This window comes from Streptomyces sp. NPDC057010 (assembly GCF_042673805.1).
Lineage (GTDB): Bacteria > Actinomycetota > Actinomycetes > Streptomycetales > Streptomycetaceae > Streptomyces.
In genome coordinates this window covers 103,202-127,136 of record NZ_JBHUSC010000011.1, presented here as the reverse complement: position 1 = coordinate 127,136, position 23,935 = coordinate 103,202, and the positions used below count along the sequence as shown (strand labels likewise).

Below are 23,935 nucleotides of genomic sequence, written 5' to 3'. Positions count from 1 at the left end.
GTCCCGCTCCGTCATCTGTTACCCCCAGCAGCCGCACCCCCCGGTGCGGCGGATTAGCAGACAATAGCGTGCACGTTCCGCACCATGCCGGTGAACGAATAGGGTGACGTGCGCATCATCCAGGGGAGAAGGGGACGCTCAGTGTCCAGATCCGGTCACCGGCGCCTGCTGCTGGTTTCCACCAATTACGCTCCGGAGCACGCGGGGATCGGGCCGTACGCCACCCAGATCGCGGAGCATTGGGCGGATCTCGGCCACGAGACCCACGTCCTCGCCGGCATGCCGCACTACCCGGCGTGGTCGCTCGAACCGGAGTACAAGGGGGCGCTCCGGCGCACGGAACAGCGCGCGGGGGTCACCGTGCACCGGCGTGCGCACACCGTGCCGCCGCGCCAGACCGCCGTGAAGCGGGCCATGTTCGAAGGATCGATTCTGCTGCACGGCGCCGTGGCCCCGCCCCGGATGCCGAAGCCGGACGCCGTCCTCGCCCAGATGCCCAGCCTGGCGGGCGGCGTGCTCGCCGCCAGGCTCGCGGCACGGTGGAAGGTCCCCTACGTCCCGGTCGTCCAGGACCTGATGGGCGCCGCCGCCGCGCAGAGCGGCATAAGCGGCGGCGACAAGGCGGCCGCGATAGCCGGCCGCGCCGAGGCGTACGCCCTCAAGCGGGCCACGCTCGTCGGCGTCATCCACGAGACCTTCGTGGACCGGGTCGTCGGCATGGGCGTGGACCCCGGCCGGATCCGCCTCGTCCCCAACTGGTCCCACGTGGCCGTGCCCACCACACCGCGCGGCGAGACCCGCCGCCACCTCGGCTGGGCCCCGGACCAGACGGTGGTCCTGCACTCCGGCAACATGGGCCTGAAGCAGGGCCTGGAGGTCCTCGTGGAGGCCGCCCGCCTGGAGCCCGAGGTCCGCTTCGTCCTCATGGGCGACGGCAGCCAGCGCTCCGCCCTCGCCGAGCTCGCGGCCGACGTGCCCAACCTAGACATCATCCCCCCTGCCGCCGACGGCGAGTTCCCCGATATCCTCGCGGCGGCGGACGTGCTCGCGGTCACGCAGCACGCGGCGGTGATGGACATGAGCGTGCCGTCCAAGCTCACCTCCTACTTCCAGGCCGGCCGGCCCGTCGTCGCCTCCGTGGCGGCGGAGGGCGGAACCGCCCAGGAGGTGGAGCGCTCGGGCGCGGGGGTGCTCGTACCGCCGGAGGACCCCGAGGCCCTACTGAAGGCCGTACGGGCCCTGGCCGAGGACCCGGAGGGCGCGGACGCGCTCGGAGCGGCCGGGCCCCGCCACGTCGCGGCCCACCTGAGCCGCGAAGCGGGCCTGGCCCGCATCGACGCACTGATGGACGAGGCACTTGGGGGTCCCCGCCCGTGATCGAGACGAACCGCCCCGCAGCGGCACCGGCCGACGACGAACCCGACCTCCTCAGAGACCAGTTCCGCCAGCTCCTGCGCTACCGCAGGCTCATCGGCGCCGGCATCGGGATCGGCCTGCTGGGCGGCGTCTACCTGGGCATCTCCACGGCCGACACCTACGTCGCGACCACCGACGTCGTCCTGCGCGCGCCCACCGACGACCCCTTCAACCCGAGCCTCGCCCCCGACAAGGCGATCAACATCGGCTCGGAGCGGCAGGTCGCGCTCAGCTCCTCCATAGCCAACGAGGCCGCGAAGAAGCTCGGTGTCGGCCCCTCCGACTTCGCCGCCCTGCGCAGCGGGCTCCAGGTCACCAACCCGCCGCAGACGATGGTGCTCCGCTTCACCTACACCGCGGACTCCCCCCAGGAGGCCGCCAAGCGCGCCAACGCCCTGACCGAGGCCTACCTGCTCAAGCGGCAGGAGGCCCTCGACGCCACCCGCGACAAGATGGTCAAGGGCTACAAGGACCAGCGCGACCCGATCGCCAAGCAGCTCGACGAGCTCACCAAGGAGATCGCCCGGATGCCGGCCGGCGCCCCGCGCGACGCCGCCACCTCCACCAAGACCGACCTCCAGAGCGAGGTCGGCGGCTACAACACCAAGATCACCAAGCTGGAGACCCTGGACATGACCCCGGGCCGGGTCACCAGCGCCGCGACCCCGCCCCACTCGCCCGACGGCCCCGGCATCCCCATGTCGCTTGCGCTCGGCGCGGCCGTGGGCCTGGCCCTCGGCCTGCTCGCCGCCTGGGTCCGGCTCGTCTTCGACCCGGCGCCGCGCTCCGAGGGCGATGTGGCGCGGGCCCTGCGCGCGCCCGTACTCGGCTACCTGCCGCGGGACAAGACGGGCGGCGGGCCGATCCTCGCGGCCGGGGAGGCCGACCCACGGCTGGCGGAGGAGTACCGCTCGGTGGCGTTCCGGCTCGCCTACGACTCCCGCTTCGCCGACCGGCGCCGGCTGCTCGTCGTCGCCCCGCGCGGCAGCAGCGAGACGGCCGCCGCGGTCGCCGTGAACCTCGGCGCCTCCTTCGCGGAGACCGGCAAGGACGTCCTGCTCATCGAGGCCGACCTGCGCACCCCGGTGCTGGCCAGCCAGCTGCCGACCGACGCCGGCGCCCGGCCCCGCTGGAGCCAGTCCGGCGGCGGCCCGGACACCGGCAAGCGCCCGGCGCAGCACGCGGACACCGAGTGGCCCGACGGGCGCCAACTGGTCGTGGACGCGGGCGAGTCCGGCGCCTTCGACCTGATCCCGGGCGAGCGGGTGCGCAACGTCGCCCGCGCGCTGACCTCCCCGCGCGCCACCCGGCTGATCTCCGAGGCCGACTCCCCCAACTCCACCGTCGTCGTGCTCGCGCCGCCCGTGCTCTCGTACGCCGACGCCCTCGCCCTCGTGGACCGCGTCGACGGCGTCCTGGTGGTGTGCGACCCGCGCGCCGTGCACCGCAGCGACCTGTCGCGGATCCGCGAACTGATCAGCGGCGCCGGCGGTACCGTGCTGGGCGCGGTGCTGCACGCGCCGCTGCCCGGCGAGAAGCGCGGCCGCGGCAAGGGCGGCCGCGGCGGTCCGGAGGCCGGCGGTCCGCCGCCGTCCGCGCCGACGCGGTCCGCGCCGCAGCCGATCCCCTACGAGGTCGCCGCGGCCGAGCAGCACATCCCGGGCGACGGTACGGACACGGTCGCGCTGCGGACCGTACGCATGGGCAGGCGGTGAGCCGGCGCGGCCTCGCGGCGGTCGCGTCGGTCCTCGACCAGGCGGCGTCCAGCGCCACGAACATCCTGGTGCTGGTGCTGGCCGCCCGGCTGTCCTCGGCGTCCGGCTTCGCCGACTTCTCGATGGTGTACGTGGCCTTCAGCGTGCTCCTCGGACTGAACATGGCCTACGTCGGCCAGAGCCTGGTCCTGGAGAAGGGCGGGGCCGAACGGCTGGGCGCGGTCTGCCGGTCGGCGGCCGCCTTCACCGGCGCGGCCTCGGCGGTGGCCGGTGCGGTGCTGGCCCTCGTGGGCCTGGTGCTCCCCGGGGCCACGGGGCGGGCCTTCCTGGCGCTGGGCCTCGTCCTGCCGTTGGTCCTGGTGCAGGACGGGCTGCGGTACTGCTTCTCCGCGCTGCGGGCCCCCGAACGGGCGCTGGCCGCCGACGGGTTGCGGCTGGTGTGCGTGGTCGCGGCGCTGGCCGTGCAGCCCGCCGGCGCGTCCGCGGGGCGGCTGGTGCTGGTCTGGGGGCTCTCCGCGCTGCCCGCGCTGGGGGCCGGGCTGTGGCTGCTGCGGCCGTACGTACGCGGTTCCCGCGCCGATCTGCGGCCGTACCTGCGGCGGGGGCACCTCGGGCAGCGGTTCGTGGTCGAGTTCGCGGTGGGCAACGGCTCCAGCCAGCTCGCCGTGCTGGGCCTGGGCGTCTTCGCGACGCCGCTCGCGGTCGGCGCACTGCGGGGTGCGACCACGTTGTCCGGCCCGCTGAACGTGCTGTTCAACTCGGCGAACTCCTTCGGGCCGCCGGTGCTCGGGCGCCTCGGCGGCAAGCGGGCCACGATCCGGGCGACGGCCCTGCTGGGCGCACTGCTGGCGGCGGTCGCCGCGGCCTGGGCCACGGCCCTCTCCCTCCTCCCGGACCACCTGGGCCGCGAACTCCTGGGCGACACCTGGACGGCGGCGTCCGCGCTGCTGCCGGCGACGGGGGCGCAGTACGCGGTGATGGGGCTCGGCACGGCCGCCCTCCTCACCCTGCGGGTGCTGGCCCCGAAGTCCACCCTCTCCCTGCAGGTGGTCTTCTCCCTCCTGTCGGTGGGGCTGCTCCTGGGCGGGTACGTGCTCGGCGGCGCCCTGGGCGCCGCCTGGGGCCTGGCGGCCGGCTCCACCCTCAAGGCCGCGGCGGCCTGGTACCGAGCCGCCCGCCTCGACGCCGCCACTCCGCAGGACGAGACCCGGCCGGCCGCCGCAGCGGCCTGACCCGCACCAAGCGGACCACAGGAGCGAAATCCAGCCCCGCCGGCGTTTGAGGCGCGGGGTCCGGGGCGGAGCCCCGGCAGCGGCGCCGCACCCGTTGCGGGGCGGTGCGGGGCGCGTCAGCGGAGGGTCGTGGCGCGGTCCTGGCGGTACGTGGCGACCAGCCAGAGGCACAGGGCGGCGATCGCGACCCGCCCCGACGCCTGGAGCAGGGGGCCCCGGAGCAGGATGAAGGAGTAGCCCGCGACCAGCGGGACCACCACCGAGATCAGGCTGCCCGGCGGCGACCGCCGAGTGGCCCGCTTCGCGTAGCGGCGGTCGACCCGCGCCGACGCGTAGCCCATCGCCAGCAGCCCGCCGCCCATCCCCAGCGGCCCGAAGTCGAGCCACAGTTCGGCCCAGATCGGGGAGGACAGGTTGGTGTTGACCGTGCCCATCCACTGCCCGACCATCACGCCCGTGTCCCTCGGCTTGCCGGGCCACACCGAGCGCGGCACCGCGAAGAGCACCGACCCGGCCAGCTGGCGCCCGTAGTAGTGGCCGGGCCCGGAGTTCGAGAAGGTGATCGTGTTCGCGAACATGCCGATCTGGTCGTAGTCCTTGAGCGCCATCGGCTCCAGGAAGGAAGTCGTCTCGACCGGCTTGTAGTTCTTCTCGTCGTAGCGGAAGCGGTCCGCGAACGGGAAGATCAGGAGGGCGACGACCACCGCCATCGACAGCGCCACCCGGTACATCGCCGCGCTCACCGGGAAGACGGTGAACAGCAGCGCGAACATGACCGTCAGGAACCAGTAGCGCGGGTTCGAGATGGGGTTGTTGACCACCAGGTTCAGCGCGGCGAGCGCCGCCCAGGTGACGATGATCGACACCTTGCGGCGGGCGAACTTCGAGGTGATCAGCCAGCGCGTGTAGAGCAGCAGCGAGAGCAGTGCCGGGACCGTGCCGAAGCCGCGCAGCAGCGCCTGGCCGGCCTGGCCGTCGCCGTTGGAGACGCCGGCCTCCTCGATGCCCGCGATGATCTCCTGGCGGCTGGAGAAGAACACGGCCGGGCCGCCGAGTTTCATGACGAAGGCGGCGCTGCACAGGAAGGAGAGCGCCGTCAGGAGCTGGAGGCGGCGCCGGTGTGCCATGACCGGCCGCGGCTCCTTCTGCGAGCCGCCCGCACGCCCGGCCGGCCGGTGACGGGCCAGCAGCACGCCGACGTCGAAGGCGGTGCAGCCGAGCAGCACCAGCCCGATCGCGGCGGTGAGGTCGGAGCGCGGTCCGACGACGGGCGTGGGGACCTGGCCGAGGACGGCCTGCGCGAGCGGGGCCACGCCCATGGCCATGTAGACGAAGAGCCAGAAGGAGCCCTGGAGCAGCTTGCGCCGGCTGGTGAGGACCATCGCGGAGAGGCGGGCGCCCGCGTACATGGTGAGCAGGAGCTGGAGCCAGAAGGCCGCGTCGCGGACGCCGGCGCCGGTCTGGACGGCGACGAACAGCGGCAGGAAGACGGTGAATCCGAGGGCGAGGGGGACGGACAGCGCCCGCGAGAGGAGGGTGCGCGGGGAGGTGACCCTGCCCCAGATCGTCTCGTCCTCGAAGGGCGACGGCACGGGCGGCTTCGCGGGCGGGACGGTGGGCTTGCGTATGTCCGTCGTCACTGCCGCCCCCACCCCATGTGCCTGGTCCGCGCGCAGTCTAGTCTGAGCGGGCCGTGCCCGGGGAGGCGCCGGTGTGGGTGCACGATGGGGGCTACAGGTGCGTGATCTTCCTTCCTTCACGCTGGCCGGATACGACAAGGGGCGCGGGCTGCTGACCCAGGCGCTCTGGTTCGCCGTGATGAACACGCTGTTCACGAGCTGGTTCTGTCCGGCGCGGCTGCGGGTCGCACTGCTGCGGGCCTTCGGGGCGGAGATCGGCGAGGGCGTGCTGATCCGGCACAGGGTGCGGGTGCTGTGGCCGTGGAAGCTGACGGTCGGGGACCACGCCTGGATCGGTGAGGGCGTCTGGGTGCTGAACCTGGAGCCGGTGACGATCGGTTCGCACGTGTGCCTCTCGCAGGAGGCCATGCTGTGCACCGGCTCGCACGACCACCGGGCCGCCGACTTCCGCTACCGCAACGCGCCGATCACCGTCGAGGACGGCGCGTGGGTGGCGGTACGGGCGACCGTGCTGGCCGGGGTGACCGTGGGCCGCTGCGCGGTCGCGGGCGCCGGGGCCGTCGTGCACAAGGACCTGCCGGAGCTGACCCTGCAGACCCAGGACGGGCGGCGCCGCCCGGTGGAGGAGCCCAAGTGAGTGCCGCTTTGCGAGTCCTGCACGCCGTCACCCTGCACTCCCCGTCGCACGCCTTCGGCGGTCCGGTCCGGGTCGCGCTGAACCTGGCCGGGGGGCTGCGGGCGCGCGGCCACCAGGCGCGGCTGCTGGCGCTGGGCGAGGGCTTCCCGGACCCGTGGCCGACCTCCGTGGAGGGCGTCCCGGCCACGCTGTTCCCGGCGCGGCGGCTGCTGCCCCTGGGCTTCAGCGGAATGACCTCTCCGGCCCTGCTGGCCTCGGCGGGCCGCCTGGTGCGGGAGGCGGACGTGGTCCACGTCCACCTCGCGCGGGACCTGGTGACCCTGCCGGTGGCCCTCGCCGCGCTGCGGGCCGGCAAGCCGCTGGTGCTGCAGACCCACGGGATGGTGGACCCGAGCGGGAAGCTGCTGGCCAAGGTGCTGGACGCGGTGGCCGTACGGCGGCTGCTGCGCGGGGCGGACGCGGTGCTGTACCTGACCCCGCACGAGCGGGAGGGCCTGGACGCGGTGGTCGGCGCCCCGCTGGCGAACGCGGTCCGCCTGGTCAACGGCACCCCGCCGCAGGAGGAGCGGCCCGCCCCGAGCGGGCCGCCGCGCATCCTGTACTCGGCGCGCCTGCAGGCCCGCAAACGGCCCGTGGATTTCGTGGACGCGGCCCCGGCGGTGCTCGCGGCGCACCCGGACGCGGAGTTCGTGGTGGCGGGCCCCGACGAGGGCGAACTGGCGGCGGTCCGCGCGCGGATCGCGGCGCTCGGCCTGACGGACCGCTTCACGGTGCCGGGGGCGCTGTCCACGGACGGGGTGCTCGCGGAGCTGCGCCGTGCGCACGTCTACGTCCTGCCGTCGGTGGACGAGCCGTTCCCGATGTCGGTCCTGGAGGCGCTGTCGGTGGGCGTCCCGTCGGTGGTGACGCACTCGAACGGGCTGGCCCGGGACATCGCCTCGGCCGGCGCCGGGCGGGCGGTCGAGCCGGGTCCCTCCGGGGTGGCGTCGGCGGTGCTGTCCCTGCTGGAGCCGGCGTCCGGCGCGGCCGCCTCGCGCGCCGCGCGCAAGCTGGCCGCGGAGTCCTTCTCGATGGACTCCGTCCTGGACACCCTGCTCCCGGTGTACGAACGCGCGCTGCGACGCTAGGCGCCGGGCCGGGCCGGGCTTACGGTTCGCGGCGGGTTTCGTCCACCACCGGGAGGGCCGCGGTGCGGCGGCGCTTGAAGACGCTCGCGTAGACCGCGAGGCCGATCGCGCCCGCCGCCATCATGATCAGGCCCACCATGTCGAGGTTGACGCTCTCCATCTCCCAGTCGCTCGCGAAGGTGAGGATGGCCCCCACCACGATCAGCGCGATGCAGCCGCCGATGCCTCCCATGTGATTCGCCTCCGCAGTCGTGGTCGTCTGACCACGCGGCTACCCGGGGAGGTCGTACGAAAACGCCGCCACCGGCCCGGTGTTCGGGCACGGTGGCGGCGTCGTCGTGGTCGTACGGGGGCGGGTGCGGGTTACGCCGGTATCCAGGCGTAGCAGCCCGACGAGGTGAACTCGGCCGTGCCCGCGGGGATCGTCGCCACGATCTTGTCGCCGGCCTTGGGCTGGGTCTCCGGGCCGGAGGCCAGGGCCGCGCCGTCCTTGCCCTTCGCCTCCCACTTGCAGGTGGTGTCCTGCGTCAGCGCCCGGTAGGAGCCCGCCGCGGGCGACTGGCGGGTGCCGTCGGGGAAGCCCTTCTCGGCCGCCGCCAGGACCGGCTGCTGGGCCGGGCACAGGAGGGTGATCGCGTCCTTCGCGCCCGGGATCTCCCCGGTGATGACCGCCCCGGTCGCCGCGTCCTTGTCGCGCTTCGCGGTGCGTTCCACGCGCTGGCAGGCGTCCTGGCCGCCCTGCAGGACGGCCGCCGGGTCCATCTTCTCCGGCACCCGCCCGCTCAGGTACTTCTTCTCCTGCGGCGTGAAGCTGCCCGTCTTCGGGGTGAGCTTCGCGTCGGGCAGGACGGGGCCCGTCGGCTTCGCCCCGGGGTCGGCCGACGGCGGCGGGGTGTCCGCCGGGTCGGGGGCGGGCGAGGCGGCCGGGGGCTTCGCCTTCGCCTCCGCGCCGGAGTCGGCCTTGCCCCCGTCCGAACTGCAGGCGGTCAGCGTCAGGGCGGCGGCCAGCAGGACAGCAGCCGCTGCGGAGCGTCGGTACATCGGATGGCTCCCGTACTTGCTTACTGGGTGGGACAGAGGTGCGGGGCCCGGCCACGTGGATCCGGGCCCCGCACGTCGTGAGGCGGTTACCGCTCGGCGTACTACTTGGCGCCGAAGGTGAGGACCAGCTGCGGGGCGCCCTCGGCCGCCGTGGACTCCGAGGACCAGATCCACAGCGGGTCGGTGCCCGTGCTCGTCAGGCCCAGGCTGTAGCTGCTGCCCAGCACCGCGGAGAGCGCGGCGGTGTCCAGGGGGACGGACTGGACCGCGGAGCCGTCCGGCACGCTCGCGAAGGAGCCGAGCGGGGTGGTGCCGAGGGTGGGCTTGGTGTTGAAGGTGGTGCCCGTGCCGCTCCAGGTACCGGTGACCGGGACCACGGACACCTTGTCGGCGGTGCCCGCGCCCGTCTGCGTGGTCGTCTTGACCTGCAGCGAGGCGGACTTCAGGACCTGGCCGGCCGGGGCGGCCGGAAGGCTGAAGCGCAGGTACGTCTCGTACGCCGAGGTGCCGCGCACCGCGAGCGAGGTGGACGTGCCGTAGGCGGTGCTCGGGGCGCCCTGGTTGATGTAGGTGTCCTCGGTCGCCTTGACCGTGGAGACCGTGTCGGTGGGGGCGCCGGCCAGGTCGAAGTGGTTCTTGACCTGGGCCGCGGTGAGGGCCGTCGGGTAGACGGCGGTCTCGTCGAGCTGCCCGGCGAAGAAGTTGCTCGTCGGGCGGTTCGGCCAGTTGGCGAGGTTGTCGCCGCCGACGTGCCAGTAGCCCGCGTAGTCCTGCGCGCTGGTCACGTTCAGCGTGCCCTTGCTCTGGCCGTCGACGTACAGGGCCATGCCGCCGGCGCCCTGGGTGCCGACCACGTGGTGCCACTTGTTGTCGTTGTACGTGTCGAGCAGACCGGTGGTGATGGTCTTGGTGGAGCCGGCGTAGACGCCGAAGACCAGACGACCGGTGTTGGTCATGTAGATCTGCCGGTCGTACGAGCCGCTGTTGCGGCTCTGGTTGCTGCCGAAGCCGATCAGCTTGCCGCCACGGACGGTGTTCGTCTTGAACCAGGTCTCGATGGTGTACGTGTTGCCGGCCGACTGGCGGCGGTCGCTGTACACCTGCTGGCTGGTGCCGTTGAAGCCCATGGCGGTGCTGGCGCCGGAGACGGCGCCGGGCGACTGGCGCAGGGCGGGGGCGTTGAGCTGGATGCCGCTCCTGTTGCCGCTGACCGAGGAGTCGGCGACGTACGGGCTGACGGTGTCGTCGTAGCGCCAGTACAGCTGGGCGCCGTCCGCGCGGACCTGGTTCGGGTACGCCTGGACCGCGGTCGGGACCGTCACCGATGCGGTGGCGGACAGGGCGCTGGTGTTGCCGGCGCCGTCGGTCGCGGTCACGCGGTAGGTGTAGGTCTGGCCCGCCTTGACGGTGGTGTCGACCCAGGAGGCCTGCGGGCGCTCCCACTCCAGCGAGTTGGCGCTCACGGAGGCGATCGGGGTGGCCGAGCCGTTGCGGTAGATGCGGTACGTCAGCTTGTCGTCGTCCGCGTCGTAGCTGGTGCGCCAGCGGACCTGGGCCTCGCCGGCCTTGACGCTGGCGGCGCTGACCACCGGGGTGGTGGGGGCGCCGCGGTCGCCGGTGGAGGCGAAGCGGGTCAGGCCCCACTGGGTCTTGCCGTTGATGAGGGTGAACTCACCGCCGACCCACATGTACTTGACGTCGTTCTTCTCGGCCACGGCCATGACGCGCGGGCCGATGCCCTCGGTGCCCTCCATGCCGTCGTTGGCCGTGGGGTGCCAGCCGAGCTTGCCCGGGCTGCGGACGAAGCCGTCCACCGGCGCGGGGGCGGCGCCTTCCCAGTTGGTCTTCTGGGCCAGCAGGAAGTTGCGCTTGCCGTCGGGGAACTCCAGCTCGGTGGAGCAGTCGTGCGCGTGCGAGGAGCTGTACAGCACGCCCTCGTACGGCAGGACGGCCTGGGTCGCGCCGAGGCAGCGGTCGCGCCACTTCTCGTTGAAGTCGCTGAGGTTCAGGCCGATACGGCCGTCGAAGACACCGCCGCCGGAGCCCTCGTTGCCCGTGTAGAAACCGGTGGCGTCGGTGGCGATGTCCTTGACGACCGAGTTCGACGGGATGTTGGTGTAGGTCTTGGTGACCGCGCCGGTGGTCGCGTTGACCACGGCCAGGGCGTGGCTGGTCTTGCCGTTGACGGTGAAGAAGTCACCGCCGAGCAGGACGTTCTTGCCGTCGGGGGTGACCTCGACCGCGCGGCCGGGCTCGTCGACGTTGGCGACGAAGGGCTTGAGCGCACCGGAGGCGGCGTCGATCGCGGCGAACCGCTCGCGGGTCTGGCCTTCGACGGTGCCGAAGTCGCCACCCGCGTACAGGGTGTCGTCGGTGACGGCGAGCGCGCGCACGGTGGCGGGGAAGCTCGGGTGGAACGCGGCCTTGGGGGTGCAGCTCGCGATGTCGATCGCCGCGAGGCTGGAGACCGGGGTGCCGTTGACGGCGCCGAAGGAACCGCCCGCGTAGAGGGTCTTCTTGTCCTTGGAAACCACCAGCGTCCGCACGGTCGCCGTGCCCTCGCCGATGGTGAAGGCCAGCTTGCAGGAAGTGGGGTTGCCCGTCGCGGCGTCGAGCGCGGCGAAGTTCACCGCTTCCTGCTCGGCACCGGCGGTGCCCTCGGGCGGGCGCACGGCGGAGAAGGTGCCGCCGGCGAAGACGGTGCCGTTCGCCTGGGCCATCGCGAAGACGACGCCGTTGGTCTGCCAGGTCGGCAGTTCGTCCGCGGTGAATGCCACCGGCGGCGTGATGGCGGACGCCTCGGGCATCAGCACCAGGCCTATACCGGTGCCGGCACCGGCCAGTGACAGGACGAGGGCGGCAGTCAGCCCTCTGGATCTACGCATGAGCCCCCCAGGGCAATCGCCCGGTTTTGATGGCTGGAACTATCCGAACAGCCATATGTACGGGCGCAGACCAGGGCTCACGCGAGGACATACGGCAGGTTTGCCCCGGTCACACCGGCAGAGAACTGCGCGAACGACCGGGACACGGCAAATCGTAGGCGAAATATAAGGCCTCAGCGGTCGATACGGACGGTCGCGCCCGCCAGTTGGTCCTCGACCTGGCGGATGTCGGCGTCGACCATGATCTGCGCCAGTTCGGCCACCAGGACCGTCGGCTTCCAGCCAAGCAGGTCATGGGCCTTGGAGGCGTCGCCGATCAGCGCGTCGACCTCGCTGGGGCGCTCGTACTTGGGGTCGTAGCGCACGTGCTCGTTCCAGTCGAGACCGGCGTGGCCGAAGGAGGCCTCGACGAACTCGCGGACGGTCGCGGCGACACCGGTGGCGACGACGTAGTCGGTGGGCTCGTCCTGCTGGAGCATCCGCCACATGGCGTCCACGTACTCGGGGGCGTAGCCCCAGTCGCGGACCGCGTCGAGGTTGCCGAGGTAGAGCTTCTCCTGGAGGCCGGCCTTGATGCGGGCGACCGCGCGGGTGATCTTGCGGGTCACGAAGGTCTCGCCGCGGCGCGGGGACTCGTGGTTGAAGAGGATCCCGTTGACGGCGAACATGTCGTACGCCTCGCGGTAGTTCACCGTGGTCCAGTACGCGAACACCTTCGCGGCGCCGTACGGGCTGCGCGGGTGGAACGGGGTCCCCTCGTTCTGCGGGGGCGGGGTGGCACCGAACATCTCGGACGACGAGGCCTGGTAGATCCGGGTGTCCACGCCACTGGCCCGAATGGCCTCCAGCAGCCGCAGCGCCCCGAGCCCGGTCACGTCGCCGGTGTACAGCGGGGCGTCGAACGACACCCGCACATGCGACTGCGCGCCGAGGTTGTAGACCTCGTCGGGCCGTATCTCACGCAGCAGGTTCACCAGGGCCACACCGTCCGACAGATCGGCGTGGTGCAGCACGAAGGAGCGGTTGGCGGTCTGCGGGTCCTGGTAGATGTGGTCGATCCGCTCCGTGTTGAAGCTGGAGGACCGCCGCACGAGCCCGTGCACCGTGTAGCCCTTGGAGAGCAGCAACTCGGCGAGGTACGAGCCGTCCTGCCCCGTCACGCCGGTGATCAGTGCCGTTTTACCCATGCGGTCCCCCTGAGGTGCGTTGTGTTCGTAGTTCTGAGCGTGCTTCCCCTGCCCGCCCGAGGACTGGATGCGTACCGTACACGGCCCCGCCGGGGCCGGGTGTGTGCCGGGGTGCCCCCGCAGGGCGCCGAACGCTGTCCCGCATCCCTGTCCGGCCGCTGGCCACGTTCGGCGCCCGAGGAGGTACCCCGGCGCGCGCCCGGCCCCGGCGGAACCGGCCCTTGGCGGCTTCGCCGCGTGGGGCTCCGCCCCACACCCCGCGCCTCAAACGCCGGCGGGGCTGGATTCGGCCAGGTGCGGCCACAAGGCCCGGGCCGGCGCCGGACCGGGAAGGTCCGGACTGCCGCCACCCCCGCGGGAGCACACTGGCATGATCGGCGGTATGACAAGTTCGCTGCCGCTCCTCCCCCCGACCGCCCGCGTCTTCGTCGCCGGCCACCGCGGCCTCGTGGGGTCCGCGGTCGCCCGCCGGCTCACCGCCGACGGCCACGAGGTGCTCACCCGCGGCCGCGCCGACCTCGACCTGCGCGACGCCGCCGCGACCGAGGCGTACCTGCGCGACGTCCGCCCGGACGCGGTCGTGCTGGCCGCCGCCAAGGTCGGCGGGATCATGGCCAACAGCACCTACCCGGTGCAGTTCCTGGAGGACAACCTCAGGATCCAGCTCAGCGTCATCGCCGGCGCGCACGCCGCCGGCGTCGGCCGCCTGCTGTTCCTCGGCTCCTCCTGCATCTACCCCAAGCTGGCCCCGCAGCCCATCAGCGAGGACGCCCTGCTGACCGGCCCGCTGGAGCCGACCAACGAGGCCTACGCCCTCGCCAAGATCGCCGGCATCGTCCAGGTCCAGTCGTACCGCAAGCAGTACGGGGCCTCGTACATCTCGGCCATGCCGACGAACCTCTACGGCCCGGGCGACAACTTCGACCTGGAGTCCTCGCACGTCCTGCCCGCCCTCATCCGCCGCTTCCACGAAGCCGCCGCCGAGGGCCGCGAGGAGGTCACCCTGTGGGGCTCGGGCACCCCGCGCCGGGAGTTCCTGCACGTGGACGACCTCGCGGCCGCCTGCGCCGTACTGCTGAGCACCTACGACGGCGACGAGCCCGTCAACATCGGCTGCGGCGAGGACCTGACCATCAGGGAACTGGCCGAGACCGTCGCCGAGGTGACCGGCTTCCGGGGCCGTCTCACCTGGGACACCTCCAAGCCGGACGGCACCCCCCGCAAGCTCCTGGACGTCGGCCGGCTCACCTCGCTCGGCTGGAAGCCCGGCATCCCGCTGCGGGACGGCATCGCCTCCACCTACCAGTGGTGGCTGGGCGAGCAGGGCTGACCGCACGGGCCCGCGGCCCCTCAGTACGCCCCGCGACCGTCGACGACGGCGCGGAGCGTACGGCCCATGACGTCGACGTCACTGGTGAACGACCAGTTGTCGACGTACTGGAGGTCCAGCTGGATCGTTTCGTCCCAGGACAGGTCCGACCGCCCGCTGATCTGCCACAGCCCCGTCATCCCGGGCCGCACGGTGAGCCGGCGCAGTTCGACCTCGTCGTACCGGGCCACCTCCTCCGGCAGCGGCGGCCGCGGGCCGACCAGCGACATGTGGCCCGTCAGTACGTTGATCAGCTGGGGCAGTTCGTCCAGCGAGGTGCGGCGCAGCAGCCGGCCCACGCGGGTCACCCGCGGGTCCCGGCGGATCTTGAACATCAGGCCGTCGTTCTCGTTGGCCCCGGAGAGCTCGGCCTTGCGCGCGTCGGCGTCGACGACCATGGTGCGGAACTTCCACATCACGAACGGGACGCCGTCGCGGCCGATGCGCCGCTGCCGGTAGAAGGCCGGGCCGCGCGAGCCGAGGCGTATGGCCAGGACGATCCCGAGGAAGAGCGGGGAGAGCAGCAGCAGCCCGACCGCGGCCCCCGCCCGGTCCAGCACCGACTTGAGCAGGGTCTGCACGCCCCGGCTGACCGGCGGCACCACCCGCAGCACGGCCAGGCCGCCCGCGGACAGGGTCTCCAGCCGCTTGACGGAGACCTCCACCAGCCCGGGGAAGACGGCCAGTTCCAGCCCGGCGTCGTGCAGGGCCCAGGCGACCCGGCGCAGCCGCTCGCCCGCGATCCGCGCGCCGGGGGCCACCAGTACCAGGTCGGCGTGGTGGCGGGCGACGGCTCCGAGCACGGCCGCGGAGTCGCCGTTCGCGGCCTCCGGCATCACCGTGTCGAGCCGGGCCGCGACCGGCACGCCGCTGACGAGGGATCCGGTGCCGACCGGAACCACGCCGACGACCACGTAGGGGTGGTCGGTGCGCGCGGCGAGGTGGGCGATGACGTCCTCGGCGGCGTCGGGCTCGCCGATCACCAGCACCCGGCTGACGGCCTGGGCCTCGCGGCGGGCGGCCGAGAGGTGACGGTAGGTCAGCTTGTGGCAGGCCACGGTGATCAGCAGGGCGGGCAGCAGGGCCCCGAGGGCGGACAGCCGGGGGGTGTCCTCCTCCGTCACCACCCGGGCGACGGCCAGGACGCCGATCAGAATCAGCCAGTCGTGGAGGACGGGCAGCACTCCGCGGGACTCGCCGAGCGCCCGCGCCGTGTAGCGCCTGCGCAGCGCCTGCACCCCGGTCCACGCCAGGGCGGCGCCCAGGGCGCAGTAGACGGGCCGGACCTGCTGCGCGGCCTCGAAGACGAGGCCCACGGGTACGCCGGCGCCGAGGATGTCGGCGGTGACGGCGGCGGGCAGGTACCAACGGGCCTTGTCACCCAGGCGCCGTGCGGGCAGAACGGACCCCTTGGCCGTTCCGGCCACTCTCTGCGCAGGAAAATGGACATGCCTCATGGGCCCCCCTGGCACGTGGTCTATGACAGCGGCGACAGCCCGGGCTTCCCCAAACCTCGGACGCCTGTCGCACCGGGAAACAGTACGACAAACACCCGTACGGTAAGTGCCGTTTGACTTTACCCGACCTCTTGTTGCTCAAGCGTTAGCAACCGGTACCAGGCGTTCCGAATGACGGGGTCCGCAGGGTGCCACACCAAGGTGAAGGGTTCGGATACCGGATACGTCTCTTCGGACAACGAACCGTTTCCGGCCAATCCTTTGACGCGGCCCTGACATCGCGCCGCGTAAGTGGCACTCTTCGACCGTTCATCGCACCAGCCCTGATCTGCCCGGAGGCCCACCCAGCCGTCCGGAACCCCCTTGCAGAAGGAGTCTGCGTTGAGTCCCACCCCCCACAGGCGTGCCACCGCGGCCGGCGCGCTCGTTGCCGCGGCAGCCATGCTCGCCGTAGGCATACAGACCGGCACCGCATCCGCCGACGCCACCGCGTCGCAGGCCCGCACGGCCGCCAAGCCCAACCCGGGCGCGGCCAACCGCGCACTCAGCGCCTCGGAGCGTGCGACGCTCCTCGCAGAGGCCAACTCCACCACCGCGCAGGCCGCCAAGGCCCTGGGTCTCGGCAGCGGCGAGAAGCTCGTCGTCCGCGACGTGGTCCAGGACGCGGACGGCACCACGCACACCACGTACGAGCGGACCTACGACGGTCTGCCCGTACTCGGCGGCGACCTGACGGTCCACGCCAAGGACGGCGTCACCAAGAGCGTCACCAAGGCCACCAACCACGAGATCAAGGTCGCCGACACCAGCGCCTCGGTCACCCCGGCGGCCGCCGAGGGCCAGGCGGTCTCCGCCGCGAACGCCGAGGGTGCGAAGGAGGCCAAGGCCTCCAAGGGTGCCCGCAAGGTGATCTGGGCGGCCGAGGGCGTTCCCGTCCTCGCCTTCGAGACCGTCGTCGGCGGGCTGCAGCACGACGGCACGCCGAGCGAGCTGCACGTGGTCACCAACGCCAAGACCGGCGCCAAGATCACCTCGTGGCAGGCCATCGAGACCGGCACCGGCAACACCATGTACAGCGGCCAGGTCACCCTCGGCAGCTCCCAGTCGGGCAGCACCTACAACCTGACCGACACCGGGCGCGGCAACCACAAGACGTACAACCTGAACCACGGCACCTCCGGCACCGGCACGCTCTTCTCCGGCCCGGACGACATCTGGGGCAACGGCACTCCGCAGAACCTGGAGACGGCCGGCGGTGACGCGCACTACGGCGCCGCGGTCACGTGGGACTACTACAAGAACGTGCACGGCCGCAACGGCCTGCGCAACGACGGCGTCGCGCCCTACAGCCGCGTGCACTACGGCAACAACTACGTGAACGCCTTCTGGGACGACTCCTGCTTCTGCATGACCTACGGCGACGGCGACGGCAACGTCAAGCCGCTCACCTCCACCGACGTGGCCGCGCACGAGATGACCCACGGTCTGACCTCGGTCACCGGCAACATGACCTACTCCGGCGAGCCGGGCGGTCTGAACGAGGCCACCTCGGACATCATGGCCGCGGCCGTCGAGTTCTACGCCAACAACCCGCAGGACGTCGGCGACTACCTGGTCGGCGAGAAGATCGACATCAACGGCGACGGCACCCCGCTGCGCTACATGGACAAGCCGAGCAAGGACGGGGCGTCCAAGGACGCCTGGTACTCCGGCATCGGCGGCGTCGACGTCCACTACTCCTCGGGCCCGGCCAACCACTGGTACTACCTGGCCTCCGAGGGCTCCGGCGCCAAGGTCATCAACGGCGTGAGCTACAACTCGCCGACCTCCGACGGCCTCCCGGTCACCGCGATCGGCCGCGACGCCGCGTCCAAGATCTGGTTCCGCGCACTGACGGTGGGCTACTTCAAGTCGAACACCAACTACGCCGACGCCCGCGTCCAGACGCTGAAGGCCGCCGCCGACCTGTACGGCGCCGGCTCGGCGACCTACAACAACGTCGCGAACGCCTGGGCCGCCATCAACGTCGGCCCGCGCATCAACGACGGCGTCACCGTCACCGCGATCCCGAACCAGACCACCCAGATCAACACCGCGGTGAGCCTCCAGGTCCAGGCCACCAGCACCAACCCGGGCGCCCTGAGCTACGCGGCGACCGGCCTGCCGGCCGGCCTGTCGATCAACTCCTCGACCGGTCTGATCTCGGGTACGGCGACCACCGCGGGCACGTCCAACGTGACCGTCACGGTGACCGACTCCGCGTCCAAGACGGGCACGGCGTCCTTCACCTGGACCGTCGGCACCTCCCAGCAGAACGTGTTCGAGAACACGGCCGACTACGCGATCGCGGACAACGCGACCGTCGAGTCCCCGATCACGGTGACCCGTACCGGCAACGCCCCGAGCACCCTCAAGGTGGACGTCAACATCGTCCACACCTACATCGGTGACCTGAAGGTCGACCTGGTGGCCCCCGACGGCAGCGTCTACAACCTGCACAACCGCAGTGGCGGCAGTGCGGACAACATCGTCAAGAGCTACACGGTCAACGCCTCCTCCGAGGTCGCCAACGGAGTCTGGAAGCTGCGGGTCAACGACAACGCCGCCCTCGACACCGGCAAGATCGACAGCTGGAAGCTCACCTTCTGACCCCACCGGGACAGAACGTGAACCACCGCTGAACCGCTAGATCACGGGGCCGCCCGGGAGAAGACCTCCCCGGGCGGCCCTGTTCCACGTCCGCCGCGCGGCGCCGTTGGACCGTGCCCGTACGGGACCACCTCCCCCCGGGCAGGGGACCTTCGGCGCCGGTCCGCGCGTCCTCGTGCGGGGAGACTGGATCCGAGCGAACCTACGGAAGCGTAGGTTCCGGTGACCCACCGAGTGACGGACGTGCCCCATGCCGCAGCCCCCCACGACCGCTCCCGCCGCCGCCCGGCGCCCCTGGCTGATCCAGGGCGGCATGGGCGTCGGGGTCTCCGGCTGGCGGCTGGCGCGGGCCGTGTCCCGGACCGGGCAGCTGGGCGTGGTCTCCGGCACCGCGCTGGACGTCGTCCTGGCCCGCGTGCTCCAGACCGGCGACCCGGGCGGGCACGTCCGCCGGGCCCTGGCCGCCTTCCCGCTGCCCGAGCTCGCGCAGACCGCGCTCGACTGCTACTTCCGCGAGGACGGCCTCGACGAGGGCGTCCCGATGCGGACCACCCCCCGGCTGCGCGCGGCCGGCGGGTCCCAGGCCGAAATCCTCACCGTCCTCGGCAACTTCGCCGAGGTCTGGCTAGCGAAGGAGGGACATGACGGCGTCGTCGGCATCAACTACCTGGAGAAGATCCAACTGGCCACCGCGCCCGCCATGTTCGGCGCGATCCTGGCAGGCGTCGACCACGTGCTCGTGGGCGCGGGAGTCCCCGGTCAGATCCCGGCCCTCGCCTCGCGGCTGGCGCGCTACGAAGCCTGCGTGACGCGGATCGCGGTCGCGGACGAGGAGGAGCCGCTGGACCACCTCTTCGACCCGGCCGCGCTCCTCGCCGGCCACCTGCCGGGCCCCCTGCGCCGCCCGGACGTGCTGGCCATCGTGTCGCTGCCGGTACTGGCCGCCTACCTGGCCCGCGACGCGGCGACCCGCCCCGACGGCTTCGTGATCGAGACCAGCGGGGCCGGCGGGCACAGCGCCCCGCCGCGCGGGCCGATGAGGCTCGACGAGCGCGGCGAGCCGGTCTACGGCCCGCGCGACCATCCCGATCTCGCCACCGTGGCGGCGCTCGGACTGCCGTTCTGGCTCGCCGGCGGCCAGGCCTCCCCGGAGGCCGTCGCCGCCGCCCGGGCCCAGGGGGCCGCCGGGGTGCAGATCGGCAGCGCCTTCGCCCTGTGCGAGGAGTCCGGGATGGACCCGCGCCTGCGCGCGGAGCTGCGCGGCCGGTCCCTGGCCGGCACCCTCACCGTGCGCAACGACCCCGAGGCCTCGCCGACGGCGTTCCCCTTCAAGGTGGCGGAGCTGCCCGGCACGCTCTCCGAGCCCGAAGTGGCCGCGGCCCGCCGCCGGGTGTGCGACCTGGGCTTCCTGCGGACTCCCGTACGGGGGCCGCGCGCTCTCGCCTACCGGTGTGCCGCCGAGCCGGTGGAGGCGTACGTACGCAAGGGCGGTGACGCGGCCGACACGAAGGGGCGCCGATGCCTGTGCAACGGGCTGCTGGCCACCATCGGGCTGGCGCAGCGGCGGCCGGGCGGCCGGGTGGAACCCCCGCTGGTGACGATCGGCAAGGACCTGTCCTTCCTGCCCGAACTCTCCCCCCACGCGCGGCCCTACACGGCGGCGGAGGTCGTGGACTGGCTGGCGCCCGGGGCGGCACGCGCCTCCTGACGCACGGGGGCCCGGCACCCGCCTGCGGGGTGCCGGGCCCGGTCCGTCCGAAGGGGTCGCAGGTGCGGGGGTCAGCCGATGGTGCGGAAGATCGTGCTGAAGATGTCCTCCGGCCCTTCCTCCTCCGACTCCTCGCCGGCGGCTCCGTCCGGGCGGCCGCCGTTGTCCGGGGACCAGGCCTGGTCCTCGCGGGCGCCGTTGTCCGGACGGCCCTGCTCGTCGCGGCCCTGCTCGTCGCGGCCCTGCTCTTCCCCGGCCTGGTCGCCCTGGTCGTCGCGGCCCTGCTCGCCACGTCCCTGGTCGTCGCGGCCCTGGTCGTCGCGACCCTGCTCGCCACGTCCCTGGTCGTCGCGACCCTGGTCGTCACCGCCCTGGTCGCCACGGCCCTGGTCGTCGCGGCCGTGCTCGCCGCGTCCCTGGTCGTCGCGGCCTTCCTCGTCGCCGCGGCCCTGGTCCCCGCGGCCCTCGTCGTCACGGCCGTTCCATTCGCCGCGGCCCTCGTCCGGACGGCCCGAACCGTCCTCGTCGACCGGCTTGAAGAGGACCGAGACGGCCTCCACGCTGCGCGCCCGCTCGCCCGGGCGCAGCGTCCGCTCCGCCTTGCCGTCGCAGCTGCGGTTGTCGAAGAGCACCGCGAGGGACTCCGTCTCGTTCGCCACCTCGACGGCCGGCTCGTTCTCGGAGGCGCGCGTGAGCACGTAGCAGGTGTCGTTCTCCGCGGGGCGGATCTGCGCGGTGCGCTCGCCGCCGTTGCCGTCGGCGAACCGGTAGTGGAGCGTGCCCAGGCTGCGGCCGCCGTGGTCGTCGGCCAGCGAGGGACCGGCGGTGGGCAGGACGAGCGCGAGCGCGCCGGCGAACACGGCGGCGGTGGTGCTAAGACGCATAAGGATTCCGTTTCTCGGGTTCCGCGGATACCGGGTCCGGTGGCATCCGCGGGCAGCGTAGGAGCGGACCCCTGCGCCGAAACGATTCGGCATGCGCAGCGCGTTCGAAGGTTCACCCGTCAGATGCCCGGCCACCCGCCTTATGGCCGGGTCGTGTTACGAGCGTGCCGCCGCCGTGCGCTCCGCCGTCGGAGCCCCGGCCGGGCGCGGCACGGCCGCCGTGCGGGAGGTTCCGCGGATCAGCAGGAAGACCGCGAGGGCGCCGGCCAGGCCCATCGCCGCCGAGACGAGGAAGGTGTCCCGCAGGCCGCTCGCGAAGGCCGCGTCCACCAGCCCGTTCAGGGTCTCGCGGGCCGCCCCCGCCGGCGCCTCGGCCAGCAACCGCCCGGCGCCGCCCGCGGCCAGCGGCTCCGACAGCCCCCGCCCGGCCCCGCCCAGGCCCGAGCGCAGCCCGGCGTGGAAGACCGCGCCGAGCACGGCGATGCCGAGGGCGGTGCCCAACTGCCGGGCGGTGTTCAGGGCCCCGCCGGCCATGCCCGCCCGGGCCGGGGTCACGGCCGCCATCGCGGTCGCGGCCAGCGCCGGGGTCGCGGCGCCCACCCCCACGCCGGTCACGAGCAGCCCCGGGACCAGCGCGGTCCAGCCGTCCCCGGCGTCCAGCATCCAGGCCTGGAGCAGTGCGCCCACGCCGATCAGCAGCAGCCCGACGCCGATCGTCAGCCGGGGCGAGACCCCGTGCAGCAGCCGCCCGGCCGCCGCGGCGACGACGAATCCCGCCGCGCTCAGCGGCAGCAGCACCAGGCCCGCGGCGACGGGGCTCATCCCCTCGGCCGACTGCAGCCAGAGGGACACGTACATCAGGTACGAGAACGCGGCCCCGGACAGCAGCAGTCCGGCGGCCATGACGGCGACGAAGGTACGACTGCGGAAGAGGGAGAGGTCCAGCATCGGGTGGGGGCTGCGCAGTTCGACGAGCACGAAGCCGGCGAGGGCGGCCGCGGCGAAGGCGAGCAGGCCGAGGGTGGTGGCGGAGGTCCAGCCGTTCTCGCCGCCGCGGATCACGGCGTACGTGACGGCCCCCGCGCCCGCGGTGAAGGTGGCCATGCCGGGCAGGTCGAGGCGGCCCGCGTGCGGAGCACGGGACTCGGCGACCGCCTTGAGGGTGACGTAGACGGCCAGCGCGCAGACGGGCAGGTTGATGAAGAAGATCCAGCGCCACCCGAAGTGCTCGGTCAGCAGCCCGCCGATGATGGGTCCGGCCGCGGCGGCGGCGCCGTTGACCGCGCCCCACACGCCGAACGCCACCCCGCGGTCGCGGCCCTGGTAGGCCCCGCTGAGCAGGGCCATGGTGGTGGCGAACATGGCGGCTCCGCCCACGCCCTGGACGGCGCGGAAGGCGACCAGCGCGGCCGGGCCGGTCGCCAGGCCGCAGGCCAGCGAGGCGGCGGCGAACAGCCCGAGGCCGCCCAGGTAGACGCGCCGCCGGCCGATCCGGTCGGCGAGCGAGCCCGCGCCGAGCAGCAGGGCGGCCAGGGCGAGCGCGTAGACGTCCATGACCCACTGGAGGCCGGCGAATCCGCTGTGCATGTCGGCGGCCATGTCGGGCAGGGCGACGGTCACGATCGTGACATCGATCAGGAGCATGAATGCCCCTAGGCAGACGGCCGTCAGCGGCAGCCATTTGCGCATGGGAGTTCTCCTCGGGTCATCAGGGCGGAGCCGGTGACCCCAAGGTCTCAGCCCCCGCCCCCATCCCCCACCCACCGGCCCCTCCCTGGCGGATTTCCCTCACAGACACCCCTGACATGATGGAAACCATGAACGACACGGAGCTGGACCTGCTCGACCAGTGCCTGGTCCACGCCCTCGTGGTCGACGGCCGGGCCCCCTTCAGCCGGATCGCCGAGGTGCTGGAGGTCTCCGACCAGACCGTCGTACGCCGCTACCGGCGGCTGCGGACCACCGGCCTGATCCGCGTCGTCGGACTGCCCCAGGGCAGCCGCGTCGGGCTGTTCGAGTCCTGGCTGCGGGTGCAGTGCGCGCCCGACGCGGCGCTCCCGGTGGCCGAGGCGCTCGCCCGGCGCCCGGACATCGCGTGGGTGACCCTGAACTCGGGCGGTACGGAGATCCACTGCATGACCCGGGCCCGTACCCGCCAGGACCGGGACGCCCTGCTGCTGGACAAACTGCCGCGCACCCGCCGGGTGACCGGCATCAGCGCCCACACCATCCTGCGGAAGTTCTTCGGCGGATCCGACGCGTGGACGGGTACCGCCCTGCTGCGCCCGGACCAGGTCGCGGCCCTGGCCCGGCCGCCGGCCGAACCCGGGCCGGAGCGTTACGTACTGGACGAGGCCGAGTCCGCGCTGCTCGCCGTGCTGCGCCGGGACGGCCGCGCCGGGTACCCGGAACTGGCGCGCGCCACCGGGCTGTCGGAGTCCACGGCCCGCCGCAGGCTGGAGCGGCTGCGCGAGGTCGGGGCCCTCTTCTTCGACGTGGAGTTCGTCCCGACGCACTTCGGCTACGAGGCGGAGGCGACGCTGGTGCTCACCGTCCCGCCGGCCCGGCTGGCGGAGGTGGGGGCGGCGCTGGCGAGCCACCGCGAGGTGGCGTTCGCGGCGGCCGTGACGGGCGCCGCCTCCCTGATGGCGGTGGTGGTGTGCCGGGACACCGACGCCCTCTACACGTATCTGACCGAGCGGATCGGCGCGGTGGACGGCGTGGGCCAGGTGGAGCTGATCCCGACCCTGCGCAGCGTCAAGCGGGCCGGGATGCTGGTGGAGGACGGCCGCCTGGTGGACCCCCCACCGACCCCCTGACGGGACGCCCCCGCCGCCGGTTTCGGCGGGGCCGGGTGTGTGCCGGGGTGCCCCCGCAGGGCGCCGAACGCTGTCCCGCCGCCACTGTCCGGCCCCTTGCCACGTTCGGCGCCCGAGGAGGTACCCCGGCGCGCGCCCGGCACCGCCGGAACCGGCCCCGCCCGGCCCC

17 protein-coding genes are annotated in these 23,935 nt (G+C 73.0%); 9 read left to right on the top strand and 8 right to left on the bottom strand.

Translation table 11 applies throughout. From position 1 onward, the window contains the following. Positions 1–171: 171 nt before the first annotated feature. Genes ACFTXQ_RS14110 through ACFTXQ_RS14100 form a run of 3 tightly spaced genes read left to right on the top strand, consistent with a single transcriptional unit; the run spans position 172 to position 4,363 of the window. Entirely contained in the window at positions 172–1,377 is a 1,206-nt protein-coding gene (locus ACFTXQ_RS14110) for a glycosyltransferase family 4 protein (RefSeq protein WP_382640130.1), read from the top strand. Then, the gene (locus ACFTXQ_RS14105; protein WP_382640029.1) at positions 1,374–3,131 is read left to right on the top strand and encodes a lipopolysaccharide biosynthesis protein; all 1,758 of its coding nucleotides are present in this window, start codon (positions 1,374–1,376) and stop codon (positions 3,129–3,131) included. The genes ACFTXQ_RS14110 and ACFTXQ_RS14105 overlap by 4 nt, the downstream gene beginning before the upstream one ends. Further along, the gene (locus tag ACFTXQ_RS14100) at positions 3,128–4,363 is read left to right on the top strand and encodes a hypothetical protein (RefSeq protein WP_382640027.1); all 1,236 of its coding nucleotides are present in this window, start codon (positions 3,128–3,130) and stop codon (positions 4,361–4,363) included. Before ACFTXQ_RS14105 ends, ACFTXQ_RS14100 begins: the two co-directional genes overlap by 4 nt. Before the next feature lie 116 nt (positions 4,364–4,479). On the opposite strand, the gene ACFTXQ_RS14095 is transcribed toward ACFTXQ_RS14100, so the two are convergent. Beyond that, entirely contained in the window at positions 4,480–5,955 is a 1,476-nt protein-coding gene (locus tag ACFTXQ_RS14095; RefSeq protein WP_382640127.1) for a hypothetical protein, read from the bottom strand. 145 nt (positions 5,956–6,100) lie between these two features. On the opposite strand from ACFTXQ_RS14095, the gene ACFTXQ_RS14090 reads away from it, so the two are divergent. Both ACFTXQ_RS14090 and ACFTXQ_RS14085 read left to right on the top strand, forming a co-directional pair. Then, on the top strand, positions 6,101–6,640 hold the full coding sequence (locus tag ACFTXQ_RS14090) for a WcaF family extracellular polysaccharide biosynthesis acetyltransferase (protein WP_382640025.1): 540 nt from the start codon (positions 6,101–6,103) through the stop codon (positions 6,638–6,640). A gap of 8 nt (positions 6,641–6,648) precedes the next feature. Beyond that, positions 6,649–7,767, top strand: a complete 1,119-nt coding sequence (locus ACFTXQ_RS14085; protein ID WP_382640124.1) for a glycosyltransferase — start codon at positions 6,649–6,651, stop codon at positions 7,765–7,767. Between the two features lie 19 nt (positions 7,768–7,786). Here ACFTXQ_RS14085 and ACFTXQ_RS14080 read toward each other — a convergent pair whose 3' ends face one another. The 4 genes from ACFTXQ_RS14080 to gmd all read right to left on the bottom strand — a co-directional run bounded on the left by ACFTXQ_RS14080 (position 7,787) and on the right by gmd (position 12,880). Next, positions 7,787–7,999, bottom strand: a complete 213-nt coding sequence (locus tag ACFTXQ_RS14080; protein WP_382640022.1) for a DUF6458 family protein — start codon at positions 7,997–7,999, stop codon at positions 7,787–7,789. Positions 8,000–8,130: 131 nt separating this feature from the next. Then, positions 8,131–8,808 carry a hypothetical protein gene (locus ACFTXQ_RS14075; RefSeq protein ID WP_382640019.1) on the bottom strand — a complete coding sequence of 226 codons (678 nt, stop codon included), beginning with the start codon at positions 8,806–8,808 and terminating at the stop codon, positions 8,131–8,133. 101 nt (positions 8,809–8,909) lie between these two features. Continuing rightward, complete coding sequence (locus ACFTXQ_RS14070; RefSeq protein ID WP_382640017.1) at positions 8,910–11,693, bottom strand: LamG-like jellyroll fold domain-containing protein; 2,784 nt, start codon at positions 11,691–11,693, stop codon at positions 8,910–8,912. Positions 11,694–11,866: 173 nt separating this feature from the next. After that, positions 11,867–12,880, bottom strand: a complete 1,014-nt coding sequence (gene gmd / locus ACFTXQ_RS14065) for a GDP-mannose 4,6-dehydratase (protein WP_382640015.1) — start codon at positions 12,878–12,880, stop codon at positions 11,867–11,869. Positions 12,881–13,262: 382 nt separating this feature from the next. On the opposite strand from gmd, the gene ACFTXQ_RS14060 reads away from it, so the two are divergent. Further along, the gene (locus tag ACFTXQ_RS14060) at positions 13,263–14,210 is read left to right on the top strand and encodes a GDP-L-fucose synthase family protein (RefSeq protein WP_382640012.1); all 948 of its coding nucleotides are present in this window, start codon (positions 13,263–13,265) and stop codon (positions 14,208–14,210) included. A 20-nt stretch (positions 14,211–14,230) separates the two neighbouring features. Here the strand turns inward: ACFTXQ_RS14060 and ACFTXQ_RS14055 are convergent, their stop codons facing one another. Beyond that, the gene (locus ACFTXQ_RS14055; protein ID WP_382640010.1) at positions 14,231–15,706 is read right to left on the bottom strand and encodes a sugar transferase; all 1,476 of its coding nucleotides are present in this window, start codon (positions 15,704–15,706) and stop codon (positions 14,231–14,233) included. Between the two features lie 381 nt (positions 15,707–16,087). On the opposite strand from ACFTXQ_RS14055, the gene ACFTXQ_RS14050 reads away from it, so the two are divergent. Together ACFTXQ_RS14050 and ACFTXQ_RS14045 are read left to right on the top strand one after the other, a co-directional pair. Then, positions 16,088–18,355 (top strand): M4 family metallopeptidase, encoded by a 2,268-nt coding sequence (locus ACFTXQ_RS14050; RefSeq protein WP_382640007.1) that lies wholly within the window; start codon positions 16,088–16,090, stop codon positions 18,353–18,355. 250 nt (positions 18,356–18,605) lie between these two features. Beyond that, positions 18,606–20,063, top strand: coding sequence for a nitronate monooxygenase (locus tag ACFTXQ_RS14045; RefSeq protein ID WP_382640004.1), 1,458 nt, complete (start codon positions 18,606–18,608; stop codon positions 20,061–20,063). A 71-nt stretch (positions 20,064–20,134) separates the two neighbouring features. Here the strand turns inward: ACFTXQ_RS14045 and ACFTXQ_RS14040 are convergent, their stop codons facing one another. Next, complete coding sequence (locus ACFTXQ_RS14040; protein WP_382640001.1) at positions 20,135–20,947, bottom strand: hypothetical protein; 813 nt, start codon at positions 20,945–20,947, stop codon at positions 20,135–20,137. 156 nt (positions 20,948–21,103) lie between these two features. After that, positions 21,104–22,636 carry an MFS transporter gene (locus ACFTXQ_RS14035; RefSeq protein ID WP_382639999.1) on the bottom strand — a complete coding sequence of 511 codons (1,533 nt, stop codon included), beginning with the start codon at positions 22,634–22,636 and terminating at the stop codon, positions 21,104–21,106. A 128-nt stretch (positions 22,637–22,764) separates the two neighbouring features. Between ACFTXQ_RS14035 and ACFTXQ_RS14030 the strand changes: the two genes are divergently transcribed. Continuing rightward, complete coding sequence (locus ACFTXQ_RS14030) at positions 22,765–23,766, top strand: Lrp/AsnC family transcriptional regulator (protein ID WP_382639996.1); 1,002 nt, start codon at positions 22,765–22,767, stop codon at positions 23,764–23,766. Positions 23,767–23,935: the final 169 nt, after the last annotated feature.